Below are 17,476 nucleotides of genomic sequence, written 5' to 3' on the forward strand. Positions count from 1 at the left end.
GCCCCCGCCGATCCGCTGCCCACCCCCGATGAACTGCGGGCGCAGCTGCCCCTGTCCGCGCTCGCCCGCAAGACCACGGCCCGGGCCCGCAGGGACATCGCGCAGATCCTCGGCGGCGAGGACGACCGGCTCGTCGTCATCGCCGGGCCCTGCTCCGTCCACGACCCCGAGGCGGCCCTGGATTACGCCGCCCGCCTGGCCGTACTGGCCGAGGAAACCCGCGACCGCCTCCTGATGGTGATGCGGGTCTACGTGGAGAAGCCGCGCACCAGGATCGGCTGGAAGGGGTTGCTCAGCGATCCGCAGCTGGACGGTACGCACGATCTGCCCGGCGGGCTGCGGCTCGCCCGCGGGCTGATGGCACGGATCGCCGACTCCGGCCTGCCGGTCGCCTGCGAGTTCCTGGACCCGCTGGTGCCCTCCTACCTGGCCGACGCCGTCTCCTGGGGCGCGATCGGCGCCCGTACGGTCCAAAGTCAGGTCCACCGCCAACTGACCAGCGGCCTCGGGATGCCGATCGGTTTCAAGAACACCACGGACGGCGGGGTGGCCGACGCGGTGGACGCGATCGTCTCCGCGTCCGGCGCCCACGTCTTCCCCGGTCTCGACGGCAGCGGCCGGGCCGTGGTGACGACCACCCGGGGCAACCCGAACGGACATGTCGTCCTGCGCGGCGGCGGGGACGGCCCCAACTACGGTCGTGAGCCGGTGGCCGAGGCGCTCGCGCGGCTGGCCGAGGCCCGGCTGCCGCAGCAGCTGATCGTGGACGCCAGCCACGGCAACAGCAACAAGGACCACGAGCGGCAGCCGCTGGTCATCACCGACCTCGCGCGGCGGATCGCCGCGGGTGAGCGCGGCGTCGCCGGCGTCATGATCGAGAGCTTCCTGGCGCCCGGCCGCCAGGACCTCCCGTTGGGCCGCACGGATCGGCTCACCTACGGGCAGAGCGTGACCGACGCGTGTGTCGACTGGCCGACCACGGTCGACATGGTCCGGGATCTGGCCGACGCGGTCACGACCCGCCGTGAGGACGTGTTCGCCGCCGGTTGAACGACTCCGGCGCGGTGAGGGCCCGGCCGGCGGGGGTCCGCCGTTTCCTTCCCGGACGGCGTACCCACGCCTGCGCTCCTCTCCGGCCCGTCGCCCGCCCCCCGTAACCACCCCGATCCCGCCCCGCAGATCCGAAAGGAACCCACGTCGTGGCTCTTCTGACCCGTTCGTCGCTGCCCCTGGCCCGAGTGCCGGTCGGTGGCCGGTCCGGTGCGTTGCACCGACGCGCCATCGCCGCCCCCGCACCGGTTGCCGCACACCCCGAGAAGTACGCGACCGCCGCACTCGCCGTGCTCGTGCACCGCTACACCGGAGAGACCGACCTGCTGGTGGGCCGACAGCACCGGCCGGGCGTGGTGGACCGGCTCCGGCTCCGGGTGACCGGTGACACCACCGCTCGGGACCTGGTCACCGCCGCCTCGCAGGCGATACCCACCGAGCAGGAGGACGCCGGACAGCCCACCCACGCGGTGGTCGACACCACCTCGGAAGCCCCCCTCGCACTCGCCGCACTGACCCTGTCCATCACCGGGGCCGGGCTGGAACTCGTCCTCGACACCGAGGAGTTCGACGCCTCCGCGGCCGATCAGTACGCCACGCATCTGGAACGGATCATCGCCGCCGTGGTCGCCGAGCCGGCCGGCACGATCGGCGATGTCGCGCTGCTCACCGGGGCCGAACTGCACCGCACCCTCGTGGAGTGGAACGACACCGCGACGCCCGTGGCGGAGCCGTTCTTCCACGAGCTGGTCGCCGAGACCGCCCGTCGCACCCCGGACGCGGTCGCGGTCATTCTCCCCGGCAACCGACTCACCTATCGCGAACTCGACGAGCAGGCCAATCAGTTGGCCCACCGACTCGCGGCAGGCGGCATCGGGGCGGGTGAGCGGATCGGAGTGTGCTTCCCGCGCGGCGCGGAGAGCCTGATCGCCCAGCTGGCCTGCTTCAAGCTGGGCTGTGCGGCGATCCTGCTGGACAGCGAGTTCCCCGCCGACCGCATCCGGTTCATGATCGAGGATGCCTCGGCCGCCGCCGTGCTGACACTCTCCGCACACGAGGCGAAGGTCGCCGGTGACGCCCCGGTGATCTCGCTCGACACCGACGACTGGCGCACCGAGCCGACCGTCGGGATCAACCGTCCGGTGACCGCCGACGACCTGATCCACATCTGCTACACCTCGGGGTCGACCGGCGCCCCCAAGGCGGTCATGGTGCGCTTCGGCGCGGCCCGCAACCTGATCCACAGCATGGCCGAACTCTGCGGGATGAACAGCGGGTCCCGGGGCACCTGGCTGGCGGCCCCCGGCTACGGAATGATCGAGGTCGAGTGCTTCCCGGTGCTGGCCGTCGGCGGAACCGTGCACATCCCGGACGTCTCCGTGGTCTCCTCCGAGCACCGCCTCCAGGAGTGGTTCCTGCGGGAGGGCATCACCACCACCCTGTTGATGAAGCCGATGGCCGAACGACTGTGGCGGCTGGAGTGGCCGCGGGACACCCCGCTGGAGAACATCCGGGTCTGCGGGGAACGCATCCAGTCCTGGCCGCCTGCCGGGCTGCCGTTCCGGCTGATCAACCTGTACGGATCGGCGGAGGCCACCGTCGTCGCCGCCTGCGACATCACCGAACTCGGCGAGCGGCTCGGCGAGCAGGGCAGGGCCCACCGGCTGCCCCCGATCGGCCGCCCCACCGCCAACGTCACCAGCTACGTCCTGGACGAGCGGCTGCGTCCCCTTCCGCCGGGCCCGGTCGGGGAGTTGTGCATCGCCGGGGTCAGCCTGTCGGCCGGCTACCTGGGGCGCCCCGACGCCACCGCGGAGAAGTGGATCGACAACCCGATCGACCCGAGGACCCACCCGGTGATGTACCGGACCGGTGACCTGGCCCGTTACTGGCCGGACGGCAGCATCGAGATCGTCGGCAGGGCCGACAACCAGATCAAGGTGCGGGGCAACCGGGTGCACCTCGGTGAGATCGAGGTCGTGCTGGCCGGCCTGCCCGGCGTCCGGCAGGCCGCGGTACTCGCCCGCCGGGACGGCCGGGGTGATGTCCGACTGACCGCCTACGTGGAGCCCGACGCCGAGCCCGCGCCGACCGTGCGGGAACTGCGCCGCGGGCTGGCCCAACGGCTGCCCTCGTTCATGGTGCCCGCCGCGTACGTCATCGACGGCCTTCCCACCAGCACGAACGGCAAGATCGACCGGGCCGCGCTGCCCGAGCCACCGCGCTCCCGTCCGGATGTGGACACCCCGTACCGGGCACCCGGCGGGAAGCTGGAGGAGGCGATCCACGCGCTGTGGACGGAGATCCTGGAACTGGAGGGGATCGGCGTCCGGGACAACTTCTTCGAGCTGGGCGGGGATTCACTCCGTGCCGCTCGGCTGGTCCGCCTGGTGCAGGAGAGGTTCGGGGTGGAGATCGAGATCATCGAACTCTTCGATCAGCCGACGGTGGCCGCGATGGCCGACCTGGTGGATCGCGCCATCGCCGCCCCGGCGGGTTGACCCGGTGGGTACGCGGTGGCTCGCGCCTCCACTCCGGTGTGGGGGGAGCCACCGCGTGCCCGGGACACGGGCCCACGCGTCAACCGGGGCCACCGTGCCGGACGTCACGGGAAATCGGTGCGCCCGGGTATCACTTCGATAGCCGATCCTTTCTCCCCTCCCCTGCTTCGGGGGGAGTCGCCGGCCTAGATTCTGTGACATCAGCCGTGTTCGGACGTCGTCGTTCCCAACTCTTCGTTCGAGCTTTGTTGTTCGAAGCCTCATGCGCGGAATTCATCCGTGTCCTGAATTATTGAAGGGGGTTGCATGAAGTTCGGGGTATACCCGGCCTACATCGGTGGCCGGGATGTCACCGGGGACGACACACGACTCGTCCACACCGTCACCGCACGTACTCTGCTCGACGACACCTTCCCCGGCCTGCGGCTCAAGCAGGATCTCGACCTCGGCCTCGTCACCCCGGACATGGCCGCGGACCGTGTGGTCGGGGCCTGTGTGGTGGCGGATGAGGCGATGGCGGAGCAGGCGCTGAAGGCCGCGGCCGAGGCCGCGCCGCAGTGGCGCCGAGTACCGCTTTCCGAGCGGTTGAAGGCGGCCCGTATGATCGCCCGCCGCCTGCTGGAGCACATCGATCCGCTGGTGGAGATCCTGGTCGCGGAGGGGACCCCCAGGTCGGCGGCAATGAGCATGCTCACCGGAATTCCGTTCACCAGTTGGAGCGCGCAGACACTTGAATTCTGCTCCGAGCAGATGGAGTTCCGTCGCCACGACGGGGATCGCGAAATGATTCTGCGCCGGCTGCCCGACGGCGTCGTGTGCATCAACCCGCCGCAGAACGCCGCCGCCGTCAACGCGCTCAACGGTCTCGCCGCCCTCATCGCGGGGAACACCGTCGTGGTACGGGCGCCCCGGGGCGTCGCGCTCAGTTGCATGTACGCCATGCGGGAGATCGTGGCACCGGTGCTGGAGGAGATCGGCGCACCCCCCGGCACGCTCAACGCGTTCTGCGGCCCACCCATGCTCGAGACCTGGTTGGCCAGTGAGCACGTGAACGATGTGCTCTACTTCGGCGGCAGCGCCAAGGGGATGGAGTTCGAGCGGGACGCCGTCGCGGCGGGCAAGAAGCCGATCCTGGAGCTGGCCGGCAACGACTGCTGTGTGGTCTGGCACGACGCCGATCCGGACCTCGCGGTGCAGAGCATCACTCAGTTCTTCCTCAATTCCGGCCAGATCTGCAACGTGCCCAATCAGGTCATCGCCCATCCGGCCATCGCCGACGAGCTCATCGATCGCCTCGTCGCGGCGATTCGGGAGATCAAACCCGGCTACCCCGAGGATCCCGGAGTCGTCCTGACACCCGTCCTCGGCATCGACTGGTTCTACGATTCCCTGGCGGAGGCGCTCGACAGGGGAGCCCGCCTCGTCCACGGCGGTCGACGGCTGGAGGTGGACGGCACGCCCTCGGACACCGGGTTCTTCATCGAACCCACGGTGGTCCGGTTGGACGGCCTGGCGGACGCCCGCTCGCTGTCGGTCGTGCGGGACGAGACGTTCTTCCCCCTGCTGCCGATCGTCGTACCCGACGCCGACACCCCCGACGACGAGCTGCTCGACCAGGTGGTGTCCTTCGTGAACACCAACGCCTACGGGCTGCGCAACTCTTTCTGGTCCCGGGGCTCCTCGACCGTCCAGCGCTTCCTGGACAACGTCCACAACGCGGGCACTTTGAAGATCAACGACTCGCACAGCGGCTTCGTCCCCTTCCTGCCCAACCAGGGTGGCCCCGGCCTGACCGGTGGAGCCTTCGGCGAGGCGAGTCACCCCATGTTGCGTACGACCTGGCTCCAGGCGGTCAGCGTCGTACGGCCCACCCACGACGCGCCCGCCGAAACACAGGCGGCGGAGAAGGAGCCGGGGTCATGACCACCCGAAAGCTGACCGCGACCGTCCCGGGGCAGGCCACCGAGGTGTGGCGCCTGCTGTGCGACCCCCTGGCGTTCCCCCGGTACGCCGGGGACATACGGTCCGTCTCCCCCGCCGACGACAACGCGGACGCCGCCACCGGACCGCACACCTGGGTGCTCGGCTTCCGCGGTGGCACGGCCACCTGGACGCAACGCACCCGGCTGGTGGGCGAGGGGCCGACCCCGAACCGGATCGAGTTCCTCGGGGTCAGCGGCGACTTCCAGCAGTTGATGGGTTCCTGGACCGTCACGGAACTACCGCGGGGGTGCGAGATCGACTACGAGGTCCACTACCGCACCAGCGTTCCGCACCTCGCGGGGGCGATCGACTCGGCCGTCGGCCGGGTGCTCGTACGAACCGCCCACCGGATCATCACCGCCGTCGGAGGTCCAGCGCGGATCACCGCCGGCGAACACCATCTGCGGGACCTGGTCGCGGCATAGCCGCCAGTCGCGCACCGAGCGCAAGGAGGCTCAGTGAACACCCACAAGAATTCGGTGGAGGACGCCGTGCGGCACGCCGTGGAAGCCCCGGGGGGACGGGTCTGCGTCATCGGCGCCGGCTGGTCCGGCCTCGCGTCCTGCCAGGTGCTGCACGAGCGCGGTGTCGCCTTCGACTGTTACGAGGCCGGCTCCCGGGTCGGCGGCAACTGGCGTTACCTCAACGACAACGGCATGTCGTCCGGGTACCGCTCGCTGCACATCAACACCTCCAGGAAACTGTCGGAGTACCGCAGCTACCCCATGCCGAAGGACTATCCGCACTATCCGGACCACTACCTGATCGCCCGGTACCTCGACGATTACGTCGACCACTTCGGTTTCCGCGAGACGATCGCGTTCCGCACCGAGGTCACCCACGTGGTGCCGGCCGAGGGCGGCGGGTGGAACGTCACCGCCCGCCACCGGGACACCGGTACGGAGACCACCCGGCACTACGGCTCCGTGCTGGTCGCCAACGGACACCACTGGGACCCCCGGATGCCCGAGCCCGCCTTCCCCGGCGCGGACGGCTTCACCGGTGAGCAGATCCACTCCCACCACTACAGGGTCCCCGACTCCTACGCGGGCAAGCGGGTGCTGGTCGTCGGCTTCGGCAACTCGGCCTCCGACATCGCGGTGGAGACCTCGCTGGTGTCGGAGCGGACGTTCCTGTCGTTGCGGCGCGGTGGATACGTGTTCCCCAAGTTCATGTTCGGCAAGGCGGGGGACGATCTGATCAACCCGTTCATCACCCGGGTGATGCCCCGGGAGGCCCAGCGCCGGGTGATGGCGCTGCTGCTGCGGATGACGGTCGGCAAGGTCACCGATTACGGGCTGCCCGAGCCCGAGCACAAGCTGTTCAATGCCCATCCGACGGTTTCCGAGGCGTTGTTGCCCCGACTCGGCCACGGCGGGATCGGGGTCAAGCCGAACATCAGCCACTTCGACGGCGACACCGTCCACTTCGTCGACGGCAGCAGCGAGGTCATCGACGCGGTCATCCACTGCACCGGCTACAAGGTCGGCTTCCCCTTCCTGGACCCGTCGGTGATCGCCCCGAAGGACAACGACGTCTCCCTCTTCCACCGGGTCGTCGATCCCCGGAACCCGGGCCTGTACTTCATCGGCCTCTTCCAACCGCTCGGCGCCACGACCGTCCTGGCCGAGGCGCAGTCCCACTGGGTGGCCGACCTCATCGAGGGGAAGGCCGCACTGCCGTCCGAGGAGCGGATGAACCGGGAGATCACCCGCTACAAGGAGGGGCTCGCCAAGCGGTACGTCAACTCCACCCGGCACACCATGCAGGTCGACCACTACCCGTACCTGGCCGAGTTGGGCAAGGCGCGACGGGTGGGCGCCCGGCTGGCCCGAAAGAGGGGAGCCGGCTCTCCCGCGCCCGTCCCGGGGGTCACGACGGCCCCCCGCCCCGAGGAGGTGTCGATACGGATCGACGCCTCTCCCGAGCAGGTCTGGGACCTGATCAGCGATGTGACGCGGATGGGTGAGTGGAGCCCGGAGTGCCGCCGGTGCTACTGGCGGGGTGGCACACGGGGGGTCGGCGCGCGGTTCATCGGGATCAACCGACGCCGCTGGGTCGTGTGGGTCACCTCCAACCGGGTCGAGGAGTCCGAGCGGGGTCGCTCCTTCGCCTTCCGCACCACCACCAACGGGGTGCGCTGGGGCTATCGGCTGGTCCCGGACGGCGAGGGCACGCTGGTCACCGAGGTCTGGGACGTCTCGGGGCAGAGCAGGGGACAGCGCAAGCGCACCGAGTCGTTCGCCAATATGCTGCTGGACGGCCACGAGTCGCATCTCCGGGAGCTGCGTGACGGTATGCGGCAGACCCTTCAGCGGGTGAAGGCCGCCGCGGAGAAGAGCGCCGCGGGCGGCGGAGAGCGGGGTGCCGCGAGCACCGGGGGGCCGACGGCGCGTCGGGAGCCGGTGCCGGTGGACACGGCGGCGTAGCCGAAGACGGGAGCACCCGGTTCGGCCTCGCCGCCGAACCGGGGGTGTGGGCGGGGGTCGTACACGTTCGTGGGTGGGCCGGAGAGGCACCACGGACGTGTGCGGCCCCCGTGAGGACGCGTGAGAGTGGGAACGGTGGAGATGACGGACAACATTCTGACCTGCACGACGGTCGACGAGTTCGCCGAATGGATGGAGAAGCACCACAAGGAGGCCGACGAGGTCTGGGTCGCGCTGCCCAAGAAGGGCACCGATGTCCTCTCGATCACCCGTGACGAGGCCCTGGACGTCGCCCTGTGCTACGGCTGGATCGACGGCAAGGCGTTCTCCGGCAACGTGCCGGACGGCTGGTGGGCCCAGCGTTTCTCCCCCCGTCGCCGCCGCAGCCCCTGGTCGAAGATCAACGTCGCCAAGGCGGAGGCCCTGATCGAGGCGGGCCGCATGCGCCCGGCGGGGTTCGAACAGATCGAGCTGGCCAGGGCCGATGGCCGATGGGAGGCGGCATACGCCCCGCAGAGCACCGCCGAGGTGACCCCGGACCTGCGGGAAGCGCTGGACGCCTCACCCGCGGCGGCGGAGGCGTTCGAGAAGCTCAGCCGGAGCAACCGGTACCAGATCCTGCTCAACGTCCAGAAAGCGGTGAAGCCGGAGACGCGGGCCCGTCGGATCGCCACGTACGTGGAACGCCTGGCGAACGGCGAGCCGCCGCACGGTCCCCGGCGACGCTGAGGTCGGCCGGCGTCGTCGGCGTCGGCGTCGTGCGACCGGGTCGTACGACGCGTGTGATGCGGAGCCCCGGTCGGTCGACGACCGGGGCTCATCGGCGTGCCGGTCCCGGCCGGTGGCCGGGGCCGGAAGGGGAGAGACCGAGGGCCGCCGCCGTCACCGGGCAGCGGCCCTCGCCGTGCGTGCGTGCGTGCGTGCGTGCGGGGAGCATTGACCGCTCGGGGCGGCCCCGGCCCCGTCCCGTCAGGTTCCGCCCCGCTCGTCGCCACCGTGCAGCCAGGCCACGGCGTCGTACAGCCGGGCGGTGGAGTACCCGGCGAGCAGGGCATCACGGTCCGCGGCCCGGGCGCCGGCCGGGTGGTACAGCTCGGCCCCCATCCAGCGCGCGGTCAAGGTGGTGCGGGCGGTGCGCTCGCGCCGCACCGCGTTGTACTTCTCCAGGCGCTGGGGTACGTCCTCCGCGTCGCAACGAAGCAACGAGCCGAGCGTCACCGCGTCCTCCAGCGCCATGCAGGCGCCCTGCGCGGCGTACTGGAGCATCGGGTGCGCGGCGTCCCCGAGCAGCGCGACCCGGCCGTCGACCCAGGTGTCCACCGGATCGCGGTCGCACAGCACCCAGGTCCGCCAATCCCGACCCAGTTCGAGCAAACGGCGTGCCTCGTCCGCCAGTTGGTTGAATTCCGCACAGACCCGGGCGCGGTCCGCGGGGACGCCGGTGAGTTCCTCGACGGCCCGGTTGTCGCGGGTCGCGGCCAGGTTGAGGTACGCGCCGCCACCGATCGGATAGTGCACGAAGTGCCAGGCGGGGCCGGCCCACAGGGTGACCGCCCGGGCCCGCAGCGCCCGGGGGACCTCGGACATGGGGATGACGGAACGGTGGATGGTGTGGCCGGAGACCCGGGGCGGCCCGTCACCGACGAGTTGCTCACGGACGGACGACCGCAGTCCGTCGGCCCCCAGCAGCACGTCCGCGGTGAAGCGGGTACCGGCCGCGGTGTGCGCGACGACCCGGGCACCGCGCCGGGTGTAGTGGGTGACGCGTTGGCCGCTCAGCAGTTCCACGCCCGCCTCGCGGCAGCCGTCCAGCAGGACCCGATGGAGGTCGCCGCGGTGGACAACGGCGTACGGGTTGCCGAAGCGGGCGCGGTAGGCGCCGGTCAGCGGCATGGTGGTGATCTGTTCGCCGGTGACGCCGTTCATGAAACGGAGCGCGTCGATGAAATCCGCGCGTTCGGTCACACCGGCGCGTACGCCGAGGTCCTCCAGGGCGCGGAACGCGTTGGGCGCGAGCTGGATGCCGGCGCCGATCTCGGTGAATCCGGGCCTGCCCTCCAGGACGGTGACCCGATGTCCCGCACGGACCTGGGCCAGCGCCGCGGCGAGTCCGCCGATGCCGCCGCCGGCGACGAGGATGTGCATCATGGTGGGTACTCTCCTTCTCCTCACACCGCGCGGCCGACCCCCCGGGGGGAATGGGGGGCCGGCCGCTGGGGAAGGCGGCGGATGCCGCCGATGGACTACCGGGCCGCCGCGGGGACGCCGGCGGTGTTCTCTCCGTCCTGCCGGGAAGCGTCCTGCCGGGACCCGTCCCGGTCGACCCGCCGGTCGACGTCTCCCGTCGAGGGCCCGCCGACCGGCGGGCCCGGGCGCGGAGCAGGTGCCGCGACGGCGGTGTTCCGCAGGCCGAGCGCGGCCGTCACGATGATCCCCGCGGACAGTGCCGCGGTGAACCAGAACGCCGTCTGGAACCCGCTGATCGGGATGGCCCGTACGGCTCCCTGGACCATGCCGGCCAGCACCACGCCCAGGGCGAGGCACAGCCCCACCCCCAGCTGACGGCCGGAGTTGTACAGACCGGAGGCCAGGCCCATCTGCGGTCCGGCGACCCCGCTGGTGGCAGCCACCGCGGTGGTGATCATCATGACCGTGACACCGAGGCCGAGCAGCACACCGCCGGGCAGGACCACGAGCCAGTAGGAGCCGTCCGCGGTGACCCGGGAGAGCAGCACCGAGCCCGCGAGGAGCAGGAGACCACCGATGACCAGCATGTTCCGGGCGCCCAGCCTGCCGGTGAGGCGCACCACCGGGACGCTGGCCAGGAACACCACGAACGCCTGGGGGAAGAAGGCGAGTCCGGTCATGACCGGCGAGTACTCGAGGACCTGCTGGAGGTACATGGTGATGAAGAACGTCGACACCGACATCACACCACCGGACAGGAACGCGATGCCGTTACCGGCGGACAACGCCCGGTTGCGGAAGATCGACAGCGGCACCAACGGGGCCGCCACCCGGGTCTGCACGACCAGGAAGGCACCCAGCAGCAGCACACCCGCGGTCAGTGAACCGACCACGGCGGTCGACCCCCATCCCCGGTCGGCGGCGATCGTCAGGCCGTAGCTGAAGGCGCACATGGCCGAGGTGACGAGAATCGCGCCCGGCACGTCGAGCTTCGTGGAGCGGGTGGCGCGGTGGTCGGCGGCCAGCTTGCCGGCGGCCAGGGCGACGATGAGCACACCCACCGGAATGTTCACCAGCATCACCGCACGCCAGCCGATGTACTCGGTGAGCAGACCCCCCGCCGCGACACCGCCGGAGAAACCGGCCGAGGAGACGGCGCCGAAGACGCCCATCGCCTTCACCCGCTCCTTCCCCTCGGGGAAACCGGCGGCGATCAGGGCGAGGATCGCCGGTGAGACCGCCGCGGCCGAAAGTCCCTGCAACGCCCGCGAGGCGACCAGAAGGAACGGGGTGGTGGCCAGCCCGCCCACCAGGGAGGCGATGGTGAACACCGAGAGGCCGCCCACGAAGAGTCGCTTGCGGCCGATCACGTCACCCGCGCGGCCACCGAGCAGCAGGAAGCCGCCGAAGAACAGCGCGTAGGCCCCCACGACCCACTGGAGGCCGCTGTCGGTGAAGCCCAGGTCGCGCTGCATGCCGCCGAGAGCGACGTTCACGATGGCGAAGTCGAGGGCGAGGATGAACTGTGCGGAGCACAGGAGGAGAAGTGGCGGACGCCCGCCGGTCCTGCTGGTCATGAGTGTCCTTTCGGGTAATGCCGTGGATGGGTGGTGTCCGGGGACGTCGGGACGGTTACCGGCCACCCGGATTGGCCGGTAAACTCGGTCGGATGGCAGGAGATGCGGTTACTCGACAGCCGGGCGACCGGGAGGTGGCACCGGGCCCGCTGGCCCTGGTGCAGGCGTTCGTCAACAGCGTCAACGTCGAGTTCGGCCCGGACGAGTTCGTCACGGCCGAGGGGCTCGCGCGCTGGATGGAGAGGGCCGGCCACCCCACGGATCCGTCCGGGATCACCGGGGCGGATCACCGGCGCGCGGTCGAACTCCGCGAGGCACTTCGCGCGTTGATGCGCGAGCACAACGGCGGGGAGTACGACCCGCGGGCCCGCGCCACGATCGCTCGCATCGCCGAGGGCTGCCCCCTGGTGTTCGGTTTCGACACCTCCGGTCGACCCGGCCTCCGGCCCGGCCGGGAGGGAGTGCCGGGGCTGCTCGGCCGCATTCTGGGCATCGTCGTGGAAGCCTCCGTGGAGGGGACCTGGCAGCGGCTGAAGTCCTGCCACGACCACCGCTGCACGTGGGCGTTCTACGACCGTGCCCGCAACCGGTCCGGGCGGTGGTGCTCCATGGCGGTGTGTGGCGTCCGCTCCAAGATGCACTCCTACCGGCAGGGTCTGAGGACCGCCCCCGCGGCCCGCTGAGCCCCCGGCGCGCGGGGGCGATCCGGCGGTCACGGCGCGTACTCCTTGCCGAGCAGCAGCCGGGCCACGGTCATCTTCGTCGCCGCCGCCGTACCGTCGGCGAGTTGAAGCCCGATGACGTCCCGTAGCCGCTGGGCGATCGGGCCGTCCTCGCTCCAGCCGAGGTGCCCCAGCGTCAACAGCGCCTGGTGAACGGCCTCCACGGCGGCCTTGGGCGCCCACCACTTGGCCATGTTCGACGGGATACGCGGGTCCTCGCCGAGGTCGGCGCGACACAGCGCCTCGAACGAGACCAGGCGCGCGGCGTGCAGCAGGGTGGTGTGTTCCACCAACGGGAAGGTCACCGCCTGGTGGCGGCCGAGCGGTTGACCGAAGGCCGTCCGACGCTTCGCGTGGGCGTATGCCTCGCCCAGGGCCGCGTTTCCCACCCCGATGGCCATCAGCGCGATGAGCGCCCTGGACACCCCGAAGCCGCGCATCACCGCGCGGAAGCCGCCGCCCGGCGCCCCGACCAGGTCCCCGGGCCCGACCCGCAGCCCGTCGAAGATCAGCCGTCCGCGTCCGCCGGCCCGGCAGCCGAGGTCGCTCAACCGCTCCCGGCGGACGTGTTCGTCGTCCAGGGCGGTGTAGAACGCGCTGATACCGCCGGCCCCCTCCCCGCCGGTGCGGGCGAACACCAGGGCGTGGGTGGCGTGAGCGGCGATCATGATGGAGGTCTTCTCACCGTCCAGGACCCAGCCGTCCCCCTCGGGGCGGGCGGTGAGCCGGATGCCGGCGGCGTCCGTGCCGTGGTCCGGCTCGGTGAGCGCGAGGGCGACGAGGTGGTCGCCACGGGCGATCGGCGGCAGCCAGGCGGCCTTCTGCCCGGGCGTCCCGTTGTCCGCGAGGACGCCGCCGATGAGCCCGGCGTTGAGGACCGGGAAGCACACCGCCAGATCGCCCCCGGCCAGGCGCTCCAAGGCGATGCCGGAGCTCACGGAATCCAGTCCGAGGCCGCCGTGCTCCCGGGGTATCCGCAACGCGAACAACCCGGCCGCCGCCAGGTCGGCGATCAACCCCGGGCGGTAGGTGGCCTCGTGGTCGTTCTCCTGCCGGTGCGGAGCGATCTTCTCTTCGACGAACTCGTCCACCCGCTTGGCCAGTTCCGTATGGGCAGGGTTGAGGGTGAAGTCCATGGGAGCGGGTTCCGCCTTTCAGGTGGGTCTGATCCGGTCATGTCCGGGGTCGGGGTTCCGGGTGCGATTGCCGGGGAAACGCGGCCCCGATCGCCCGTGGAACCGGGGCGGCCGGGTCCGCGACGGGGAGCGGGCCGGTGCTCCACCTCCCGTGACGCGGCGGCCCGGGATCGCGCCGGGGGTTCCCCCACCCGGGGCCACGCTGGGAGGAGGGGCGCGGTCGGGGACACGGGCGCGGCCCTCGGACGCTCAGCCGACCGGTCGGTCGAGCAGCCGGTCGCGCAGGTCGAATTTCTGGATCTTCCCGGAGGGTGTACGGGGCAGGGCCGACAGTCGTTCCACCCGCTCCGGCCAGTAGGTCCGGTTCATTCCCAGGCCCTGGAGGTGGGCGCGCAGTTCGGGAAGGCCGAAACCCGGGTCGGTGCTGACGACGAAGGCGCAGGCCCGCTCGCCGAGTCGTGGGTCCGGGTAGCCGACCACGGCGACGTCCTTGAGCGCGCTGTGCCGCAACAAGGCGGCCTCCACCTCGACGACCGGGATGTTCTCCGCGCCGCGCATGATCATGTCCTTGACGCGGCCGGCGATCCGGATGCCGCCGTGGCCGTCCTCCCTGGCCAGATCGCCGGTGTCGAACCAACCGTCGGTGGTGAGGGAGGCCCGGTACACCTCGTGGCGCCGGAAGTACCCGAGGCACTGGGCGGAGCCCCGCACCTGGAGCAGCCCGGTGTCACCGGGCGGCGTCGGACGCCCCGCCCGGTCGACGATCCGCACCTCCATGCCGGGCACCGCCTCGCCGTCGCTCTCGGCGGCACGCAGGGGCGGTTGCCCGGGGCGGGTGATGGTGACGCAGCCGTTCTCCGTCATTCCCCACAGGGCGTGGACCCGGCATCCGAGCACCACGTCCGCGTCCTCCACCAGCAGCGGCGCTATCGGCGCGCTGCCGGTCGCGAAGCCGTGGAGGGTGGACAGGTCGTGCGGTGTCCCGCGTTGGGCGTCGATCAGATCGGAGAGGAAGGTGGGCGCCCCCATGAAGAAGGTGACCCGCTGTTCCTCGATGACGCGCAGCATCTGCACCGGGTCCCAGCGGTCGACCTGTACGGCGGTGCCGCCGAGCAGCATCGGCATCAGGAAGTTCCAGGTGTAACCGGCTTGATGGCTCGTCGGCGAGCCCATCGCGGTGACCTCGTCCCGGGACAGGCCGAGGACCTCGGCCTGTGCCCTGTTCATCGAGTACAGCGTGTTGTGGCTGTGGACGACGCCCTTGGGCTCCCCGGTGGTGCCGGAGGTGAACATGATCTGACCGGCCTCGTCGGCGAGGGCCTCCAGATCGTCCAGCCGGGAGAGGAGTTCGGGGTCGGGGTCGGGAGCGTAGAGGTCGTCGACGAAGTCCAGGGCACCGGCGGTGCGGTCCTCTTCCGGGTCGAGGCGCAGCAGCACGCGATGGCGCAGCGTCGGTACGGCCCGGGCGACCTCCGCGCTCATCTCCGCGTAGTGGAAGCCCCTGCGGCTCGTGGGGCCTATGTACACCGGGCTGGCGGTGAGCCGGGTCATGAACTCCACCTCGCGGCGGCGCATGTTCGGCACGACCGGACCCGCCACCGCGCCGACGCGCGCGGCGGCCAGGCACAGCGCCACCAACTCCCAGGAGTTGGGCAACTGGATCGTCACCACGTCGCCCCGCCGTACGCCGAGCCGTAACAGTCCGACCGCCAATCGGTCGACCCGACGGGCGAGGTCGGCGTAGCCCACGGTTTGGAATTCGGTGCCGGAGTAGCAGATGAGCGCCGCTTTTTCGGGATACTCCGCGGCCCAGCGGCGGAGGTCGTGGAGGATCGTCTCCTCGCGCCACCAGCCCTCGGCCCGGTAGCGGTCAGCCGGCCGCGCGTCGGCCGGGCCCGTCCCGGCCCGGGCCGGGAGCGCCTCACCGTACGCGCTCGCTGTGGTCGTCATCGGGCGCCTCCGGCGGCCCGGCCCGGGTCCGGGTCGTGGGTCGGGACGGTGTGGTCGCCCGCCCCGGTGTCGTGGTGGGCGCCGGAGCGGTGGGGCCGCCCGGTACCGATGCCCGCGCCCGAGCCGGTCCCGGAGGTGTCGGCGAGTATCCGCCGGGCACGGTCGACGATGGTCTGCGCCGTGACACCGCCCCGTTCCAGCAGTTGCCGCTGGTTACCGGCGACCGTGACGAACGCGTCCGGCATCGCGACGCGGTGCACCTGAACCGGCCGCAGCAGGCTGAGTTCCTCGACCACCGCGGACCCGAAACCGCCCGCGCCCCAGTGCTCCTCCACCGTGATCAGTGCGTTCCGGTCACCGAGCGCGTCGAGCAGCGCGGGGGTGTCCAGCGGTTTGACGGTGTGGATCTGCAGCACCGTGGCCGAGACACCGTCCCGGGCCAGGGCGTCGGCGGCCTCCAGCGCGGCCAGGGCGGGGTACGGTCCGCAGGCGGCCACGGTGAGATCGGTGCCCTCGCGCAGTACCCGGGCCCGGCCCAGTCGGGTCGGTGCGTCGGACGGCAGGTCGGGAGTGGCTCCCCGACCGAGTCGGAAGTACACCGGCGTGCCCAACGCGATTGCCTGACGCAGGAGTTCCGCCGTCTGCGGGCCGTCACCCGGCACCACCACGGTCATGTTCGGCAGCGTCCGCATCGCCGCCAGGTCCTCCAGCGCGTGGTGCGTGGGGCCGAGGTGACCGGCGGACACTCCCGAGTGGGTGGCGGCGATCAGCACCGGAAGGTTGTCCAGTGCGATGTCGAGCTTCACGGCCTCCACCGCGCGGGAGGAGGCGAACGCCGCCATGGTGTGCACCAGCGGGACACGTCCCTCGCGGGCGATGCCGGAGGCAGCGCCCATCAGGGTGTGTTCGGCGATCCCGATGTTCACATAGCGTCCGGTGCCGGCACCGGGGTCCATCGTGCCGAAGAGCCCGGTATCGGTGTCCAGGACGACCAACCGCTCCTCGCCGGGGAGCAGCTCGGCGACGGTGTCACGGTAGACCTCGCGCGTCGAACGAAGAGGCGGGGGCGCGGGCGCGGTGCTCATCGGCGGGCCTCCGCGTCCGCACGCAGTGCCTTGAGCAGCTGCTGCTTCTGGCGGGGGTTGAGCTTGGCGTAGTGGCTCCGCGCCTGCCCCTCGATCCTGGCGACACCCTTGCCCTTGACGGTGTGGGCGATGAGCACGGTGGGCCGCTCGGGGTCGGGCTCCGCGCCCAGCGCGGTGGTGAGCGCCACCGTGTCGTGCCCGTCCGCCTCCACCACCCGCCAGCCGAAGGCACGCCAGCGGTCCGCCAGCGGTTCGAGGGAACCGACCGACTCCGTGTCGCCGGTTATCTGAAGGCCGTTGCGGTCCACGATCGCGGTCAGCCGGTTGAGCCGGTGGGACGCGGCGACGGAGGCGGCCTCCCAAACCGATCCCTCCTGGAGCTCACCGTCGCCCATCACCACGAAGCAGCGACGGTCGGACCGGTCGAGCCGGTGGGCGAGCGCGTAGCCGACCCCGAGCGCCAGGCCGTGCCCGAGCGAGCCCGAGGGCACCTCCACACCGGGGATGCCCGGGTGGGGGTGGGCGGTGAAGGGTCCGGCGTGCTCGGCGTACTCGGCGAGGTCCTCGGCCGGGAAGTAGCCGGCCTCGCAGAGTGCGGCGTACAGAGCGATGCCGCCGTGGCCCTTGCTGAGCAGCAGTACATCGCGTTCGGGCATGCCGGGGAAGCCGGGGTCGTGGCGCAGCACCCGCAGGTACAGGACCGCGAGGATCTCCACCAGCGACATCGAACCACCGAGGTGACCACCCTCCTCGCTCGCGCACATTCCGAGGATGTGCTCCCTGATGCGGAGGGTCGCCTCGGTCAGATCGACGCCGGCGGGCGGGTCGGGGGGCCCGGCCCCGGCGGGGCTCGCGG

General features: G+C 71.3%; 13 protein-coding genes. 7 read left to right on the forward strand and 6 right to left on the reverse strand.

Annotated features, from left to right (window positions below):
* The 6 genes from FOE67_RS03145 to FOE67_RS03170 all read left to right on the forward strand — a co-directional run.
* The coding region (locus tag FOE67_RS03145; protein ID WP_228473492.1) for a 3-deoxy-7-phosphoheptulonate synthase at positions 1–1,050 on the forward strand (1,050 nt) is incomplete at its 5' end.
* Between the two features lie 149 nt (positions 1,051–1,199).
* The gene (locus FOE67_RS03150; protein WP_182660196.1) at positions 1,200–3,551 is read left to right on the forward strand and encodes a non-ribosomal peptide synthetase; all 2,352 of its coding nucleotides are present in this window, start codon (positions 1,200–1,202) and stop codon (positions 3,549–3,551) included.
* 306 nt (positions 3,552–3,857) lie between these two features.
* Positions 3,858–5,474 (forward strand): aldehyde dehydrogenase family protein, encoded by a 1,617-nt coding sequence (locus FOE67_RS03155; protein ID WP_182660197.1) that lies wholly within the window; start codon positions 3,858–3,860, stop codon positions 5,472–5,474.
* Complete coding sequence (locus FOE67_RS03160; protein ID WP_182660198.1) at positions 5,471–5,959, forward strand: type II toxin-antitoxin system RatA family toxin; 489 nt, start codon at positions 5,471–5,473, stop codon at positions 5,957–5,959. The genes FOE67_RS03155 and FOE67_RS03160 overlap by 4 nt, the downstream gene beginning before the upstream one ends.
* A 33-nt stretch (positions 5,960–5,992) precedes the next feature.
* Positions 5,993–7,963, forward strand: coding sequence for an SRPBCC family protein (locus tag FOE67_RS30220; protein ID WP_323384112.1), 1,971 nt, complete (start codon positions 5,993–5,995; stop codon positions 7,961–7,963).
* 141 nt (positions 7,964–8,104) lie between these two features.
* Complete coding sequence (locus FOE67_RS03170; RefSeq protein ID WP_143618032.1) at positions 8,105–8,692, forward strand: YdeI/OmpD-associated family protein; 588 nt, start codon at positions 8,105–8,107, stop codon at positions 8,690–8,692.
* Positions 8,693–8,932: 240 nt separating this feature from the next.
* Here FOE67_RS03170 and FOE67_RS03175 read toward each other — a convergent pair whose 3' ends face one another.
* Both FOE67_RS03175 and FOE67_RS03180 read right to left on the reverse strand, forming a co-directional pair.
* Positions 8,933–10,111: an FAD-dependent monooxygenase gene (locus tag FOE67_RS03175; RefSeq protein ID WP_182660199.1), complete on the reverse strand. Its 1,179-nt coding sequence runs from the start codon at positions 10,109–10,111 to the stop codon at positions 8,933–8,935.
* Positions 10,112–10,206: 95 nt separating this feature from the next.
* Positions 10,207–11,727, reverse strand: a complete 1,521-nt coding sequence (locus FOE67_RS03180; RefSeq protein ID WP_182660200.1) for an MFS transporter — start codon at positions 11,725–11,727, stop codon at positions 10,207–10,209.
* A 92-nt stretch (positions 11,728–11,819) separates the two neighbouring features.
* Here FOE67_RS03180 and FOE67_RS03185 point away from each other — a divergent pair, with 92 nt between their 5' ends.
* A complete protein-coding gene (locus tag FOE67_RS03185) occupies positions 11,820–12,410 on the forward strand; it encodes a CGNR zinc finger domain-containing protein (protein WP_182660201.1) in 591 nt (196 codons plus the stop codon).
* 29 nt (positions 12,411–12,439) lie between these two features.
* Here FOE67_RS03185 and FOE67_RS03190 read toward each other — a convergent pair whose 3' ends face one another.
* From FOE67_RS03190 to FOE67_RS03205, 4 genes are all read right to left on the reverse strand, one after another.
* Positions 12,440–13,585 (reverse strand): acyl-CoA dehydrogenase family protein, encoded by a 1,146-nt coding sequence (locus FOE67_RS03190; protein ID WP_182660202.1) that lies wholly within the window; start codon positions 13,583–13,585, stop codon positions 12,440–12,442.
* 249 nt (positions 13,586–13,834) lie between these two features.
* Positions 13,835–15,535 (reverse strand): AMP-binding protein, encoded by a 1,701-nt coding sequence (locus FOE67_RS03195; RefSeq protein ID WP_182660203.1) that lies wholly within the window; start codon positions 15,533–15,535, stop codon positions 13,835–13,837.
* Positions 15,532–16,620, reverse strand: a complete 1,089-nt coding sequence (locus FOE67_RS03200; protein WP_182660204.1) for a transketolase family protein — start codon at positions 16,618–16,620, stop codon at positions 15,532–15,534. Before FOE67_RS03200 ends, FOE67_RS03195 begins: the two co-directional genes overlap by 4 nt.
* On the reverse strand, positions 16,617–17,476 hold an 860-nt coding region (locus tag FOE67_RS03205), incomplete at its 5' end, for a transketolase (RefSeq protein WP_438874175.1). The genes FOE67_RS03200 and FOE67_RS03205, both read right to left, overlap by 4 nt.

Source organism: Streptomyces calidiresistens (assembly GCF_014141525.1).
Lineage (GTDB): Bacteria > Actinomycetota > Actinomycetes > Streptomycetales > Streptomycetaceae > Streptomyces > Streptomyces calidiresistens.